The organism is Rhizorhapis sp. SPR117 (genome assembly GCF_021742065.1).
The window spans coordinates 1-4,935 of the sequence record NZ_JAKKIE010000120.1; the positions used below are offsets into that span (position 1 = coordinate 1).

General features: G+C 59.9%; 4 protein-coding genes. 3 read left to right on the top strand and 1 reads right to left on the bottom strand.

The features are described from left to right. The first annotated feature begins 65 nt into the window (after window positions 1-65). From tnpB to L3X40_RS20885, 3 genes are all read left to right on the top strand, one after another. On the top strand, window positions 66-218 hold the full coding sequence (tnpB, locus tag L3X40_RS22610) for an IS66 family insertion sequence element accessory protein TnpB (RefSeq protein ID WP_445177227.1): 153 nt from the start codon (window positions 66-68) through the stop codon (window positions 216-218). A 72-nt stretch (window positions 219-290) separates the two neighbouring features. Then, a complete protein-coding gene (tnpC, locus tag L3X40_RS20880; RefSeq protein WP_237367282.1) occupies window positions 291-1,880 on the top strand; it encodes an IS66 family transposase in 1,590 nt (529 codons plus the stop codon). Window positions 1,881-1,912: 32 nt separating this feature from the next. After that, window positions 1,913-2,497 (top strand): plasmid pRiA4b ORF-3 family protein, encoded by a 585-nt coding sequence (locus tag L3X40_RS20885; protein WP_237367283.1) that lies wholly within the window; start codon window positions 1,913-1,915, stop codon window positions 2,495-2,497. Between the two features lie 309 nt (window positions 2,498-2,806). Here the strand turns inward: L3X40_RS20885 and L3X40_RS20890 are convergent, their stop codons facing one another. Continuing rightward, window positions 2,807-4,765: an oxidoreductase gene (locus L3X40_RS20890; RefSeq protein WP_237367284.1), complete on the bottom strand. Its 1,959-nt coding sequence runs from the start codon at window positions 4,763-4,765 to the stop codon at window positions 2,807-2,809. Window positions 4,766-4,935 lie beyond the last annotated feature (170 nt).

The following is a 4,935-nucleotide window of genomic DNA, read 5'->3' on the forward strand; positions in this document are numbered from 1 at the left end:
TGGATGAAAGGGGTGGGTCACCGTCACAAGGTGCGGCGAGGCCGACGATACGTCTGCATTTCTGACTGAGGTACAAAAGATTGGAACGCGGAAGGTTCATTTGGCCCTCCGCGAACGACGGCGTGGTGTGCATTTCGGCGTCCGCCATGGCCTGCTTATTGGAGGGGATTGATTGGCGGAACCCGCAGGCGACATGGCGCCCGCAGATGGCCGGATAAGGGCGAGATAATTACGCTTGCGATACTAAAAAAGCTTCGGGATTCCACAGGTTTCTGCTATGTAATTCGGCGATGGAGAGCGGTGCTTCCCCTGCTGTTTTGAGCCTCGATGAGGCACTCGCACGGCTCGCTGAAGCCGAGGCGGAAGCTGCCCGCGTCAAGGCGATCAACAGCGACCTTCAAGCGCGCAACATGCTCCTCGAGTACCAGAACGCGAAGATGCGTCACGAGCTCTACGGACAGCGGTCCGAGCGCAGTCAGCGCCTCGTCGACCAGTTCGAGATCGCGTTCGAGGAAGCCGAGATGTCCGCCAGCGAGGACGAGGCCCTGGCCGCCGCGGCCGCGGCCGCCACCAACGTGCGCGCCTTCGAGCGCAAGCGCTCCACACCCCGTGCTTTTCCCGACCATCTGCCGCGCGAGCGCGTCGTCATCGCAGCACCCGATCACTGCCCGTGCTGCGGCTCGGACAAGCTTTGCAAGCTCGGCGAGGATGTCACCGAGACGCTCGAGGTGATCCCCCGCCGCTGGAAGGTCGTCCAGACCGTCCGCGAGAAGTTCACCTGCCGGGCTTGCGAGAAGATCACCCAACCGCCGGCGCCATTCCACGTGACGCCGCGCGGCATGTTCGGCCCCAACTTCCTCGCGATGCTGCTGTTCGAGAAGTTCGGCCAGCACCAGCCGCTCAACCGCCAGCGTGATCGCTATGCGCGCGAAGGCGTCGACCTCAGCCTCTCGACCATCGCCGACCAGGTCGGCGCCTGCACCGCGGCGCTCCGCCCGCTGGTCCTGCTGATCAAGGCACATGTCATGGCGGCAGAGCGCCTCCATGCCGACGACACCACCATTCCTGTGCTCGCCAAGACGAAGGCGATCACCGGGCGCCTGTGGACCTATGTCCGCGATGATCGCCCGTTCGGAGGACCGGCGCCGCCCGCCGCCATCTTCTATTATTCACGCGATCGTCGCGGTGAGCACCCGCTCGCCCATCTCGACGGCTATTCTGGCATCATCCAGGCCGACGCCTATGCCGGCTATAATGGCCTGCTGCAGGTGGGGGCCGGGCGTGAGCCACTGGCGCGCGCATTATGCTGGGCCCACGGTCGGCGTCCGTTTTTCCAACTCGCCGACATTGCCACCATTGCTCGGCGCAGCGCGAAGAAGAAGGAACCGGTCGTCATTTCGCCGCTCGCCCGCGAGGCAGTGGAGAAGATCGATGCCATCTTCAGGATCGAGCGCGCGATCAACGGCAGTCTGCCAGACGAGCGGCTTGCGGTCAGGCAGGAGCTTTCCCGTCCGCTGGTCGACGAGCTTGAGACGTGGATGCGAGACACTCACGACCAACTCTCGCGGCACGATCCGGTCGCCAAGGCGATCCGCTATATGCTCAAGGTCTGGGCTGATTTCGCGCGGTTCCTCGACGATGGCCGGATCTGCCTTACGAACAACGCGGCCGAACGCGCGCTGAGAGGTATCGCTCTCGGGCGCAAGTCGTGGTTATTCGCCGGGTCGGACCGCGGCGGTGATCGCGCCGCTGATCTGTATTCGCTCATCATCACGTGCCGCCTCAACGAGGTCGATCCCCAGGCATGGCTCGCCGACGTGCTCGCGCGCATCGCGGGGATTCCGCAAGGCCGCATTCATGAGCTGCTCCCCTGGGAGTAGCGCGAGCGCAACCATGCCATGCTGGAGGCAGCGTGAGCGCCATCGCGCGGCTCAAGATCGTGCTCAAGGACGTCGAACCCCTCGTTATGCGACAGGTCGAGGTGCCGCTGAACCTGAAGCTCGATCGTCTGCACACGGTGATCCAGATCACCATGGGTTGGAGCGACACCCATCTGTACGAGTTCCGGTTCGCTGGCGACGTCGCCTTCGGCATCCCCGATCCCGATTATCTTTCCGACACGATCGATGCGCGCAAGGAGACGCTGCGCGGCGCTCTCGAGGACTGCGGCGGCAAGACGTTCCACTATTATTATGATTTCGGCGACTACTGGCACCACGTCATCAAGGTCGAGAAGATGGCCCCGGCGCTCCCCAATTTCGATTATCCGTTCTTCCTCACCGGCACTGGCCGTTGCCCACCCGAGGATATCGGCGGCGTGCCGGGCTATGCCGAGTATCTCGCCGCGCTCGCTGATCCCAACTACCCCGACCGCGACGAGTACCTCCGCTATCGAAGTGAGGATTTCGATCCCGACAAGCTCGATACCGTCGCGATCGCCCTCGCCATCGATGATCTCAGTCGGAAATGGGCGCCGAAACCGCGCCGGAAAGCCTGAGACGCTCCTAATTACAGAGCAACAGCGGCCTTCGGCGGATGCTTACGACCCAGTCACACCTCCCAACACTGGGTAAATCGCCTCGGTCACATCCTCGCCGAGCCTGGACAAGCGGTCGCTGCCACAGGCCGGGCAAGAGCATGGCTTAACATAGAACCCTGGGCTCACTTCGTCGTGCCGGGCACCCTCTATTATGGCCTCTTGCTGCCGATCCTGTCCTTGATCGCAGAGTGTCGTACAGACCTGACAGCTCCCTTTATTCAGATCGGGCCCATCAAATCCCGCGACCAAACTTCTACGGGGAGTATATCATACGGCACAGCCGGCGGCGTTGCCTTCATGAATGGCACGCAGCAAAAACCGGGGACTTAACGCGTCACCGACGACATGGGTTTCGCCGCTGTAGGACACAAGTGCGTCAGCCAAGGCTCTATTCGGCTCGTTGTGGCTGATAAATACCACGGCATCCGCAGAAACATCCTTCAGACGTCCCGAGTCCATATTCATCATGGACGCTTTTTTCTCCGAAACCTGAACGAGATGGGATCGCAAGTGCAACGCAAAGTCACCTTTGCTTAGGCGCTTCAGCGCCGGTTCGGAAATAAGTGCACTCTCAAGGAGAGGCGCAAAGGATCGGTGCCTAGTTATGAACGATACTTCCACGCCGTGGTACAGGAGATGTTCTGCGGCAGCGATCGCTTCATAATGTCCGACATCATCGACCACTACCGCCGTTCGCACCGTCTGAGCGAGGGGGCCACTAAAGAGGTCAACTGAGGAAAGCACATGGGGCAGGGTCATCCCAGCGGCCGGGTTGCCAGGCAGTCCCATCTGGATCCCATCCATTCGTGGCAGCGATCCTGTCGCAACGATGACAGCATCGGGTGAAAGGGCCTCGACGTCTCCAGGATCAACATAGGTGCTTAATCGCACGTCCACCCCAAGACGATAGATTTCGTGTTCCATCCAATCAGTTACGTCTCTTATCGCCTGGTGAAGGGGAGCTCTCGCGGCTAAATTGATCGTTCCGCTAAGGCGGCTTTGCGCCTCGGCGAGAATTACGTCGTGCCCGCGCAGAGCGGAAATGCGGGCAGCCTCCATCCCAGCTGGCCCACCGCCAACGACAAGAATCCTTCTCTTGCGCGGCGCCCGGGGTAAATTGTCGTCGGATATCTCAAGCTCACGCCCGACATAAGGATTTACGGTGCAACCCAAACGACGTATTGGACTCAACACTTGTCCGACACACCCTTGGTTGCACGCGATGCAAGGCCGCACTTCGTCGTGGCGTCCCTCCACGGTCTTACGGACTATGTCCGGATCGGCAATGTGCGCCCTCGTTAACCCGACCATGTCTCCAACGCCCGACGCGATTACCTCGTCGGCCTCTTCAAGTGTCCGGAACCGGCCGGTTACAATACGCGGAATATTCCGGGCGGCAGCAGCAATCGGAGCACTGCCTGCCAGCTCATATCCCGCGGGCTCGTGCATGCCACCGATAATCATGGGAAAAGAAAAGTAGCTTCCCGCTGAGACATCAACAAAATCGATCAGGCCATCCCTCTCCAGAGATTCGACAATTCGGGCATTGTCTTGGGGCGTAAGGCCGCCTTCGACGTCTTCGAAACTTAGTCGGATTCCAAGGGGATAGTCTGGCCCAACTTTGTTGCGAATAGCCTCCATTATTCCGCGGACGAACCTCAATCGGTTTGGAAAGCACCCTCCATATTCATCGGTTCGCTTGTTCGTCAGAGGAGACAGAAATTGCTGCGGCAAGTAGGAATGTGCGGCGTGCAGCTCCACGCCATCGATTCCGCCATCCTTGCAGCGCAAGGCAGCGGATGCAAACGCGTCCGTAACTTCGTCGATTTGACCTCGCGACATCGCCAAAGGCACCGCGCCGGAAATTACGCTAGGCACGTCGGAGGCCGACCAAGGTGGCAATCCGCTGCTCGGCCCGACGTGGTGACCGCCATGCCATAGCTGCTGAAACACACGCATACCATGCGGACGGACTGCGCGCATCAGCTTCTCATATTCCGATACGATATCATCGTCAAAGCTGCAGATGGGCGCAGGGCTTGTCGGATGAACTGCCGCTATCTCGAGTATTGTAAGGCCGACGCCGCCGCGAGCGCGGGCTTCATGAAATCCAATGTTTTCGTCGTTGACGCCGTGCCCGAAGTGGGTTCCGTGAGACGTCCGAACTACTCTATTGGGAATTTCCAACTTGTTGATCGTTATTGGAGTAAGAATCTTCCTCAGCATCCATTTTACCTCAACTACCGCCGACGGATTTGAAGCTCGGCATGAGCGTTCATGTTCCCACGTTTGATGGATAATTTCCTCATCCCGAAGTCCTTGTCATGCGCGAGTATAGACTGGGTCGGTTTTGTCTTTTGTGCCGCGGACGTTCAAGGCCGCGAACATTCCCTCGT

Excerpts from the sequence above, each read along its gene's own strand:
- tnpC (WP_237367282.1), top strand. The coding sequence starts at position 291 with ATGGAGAGCGGTGCTTCCCCTGCTGTTTTGAGCCTCGATGAGGCACTC.
- L3X40_RS20890 (WP_237367284.1), bottom strand. The coding sequence starts at position 4,765 with ATGCTGAGGAAGATTCTTACTCCAATAACGATCAACAAGTTGGAAATT.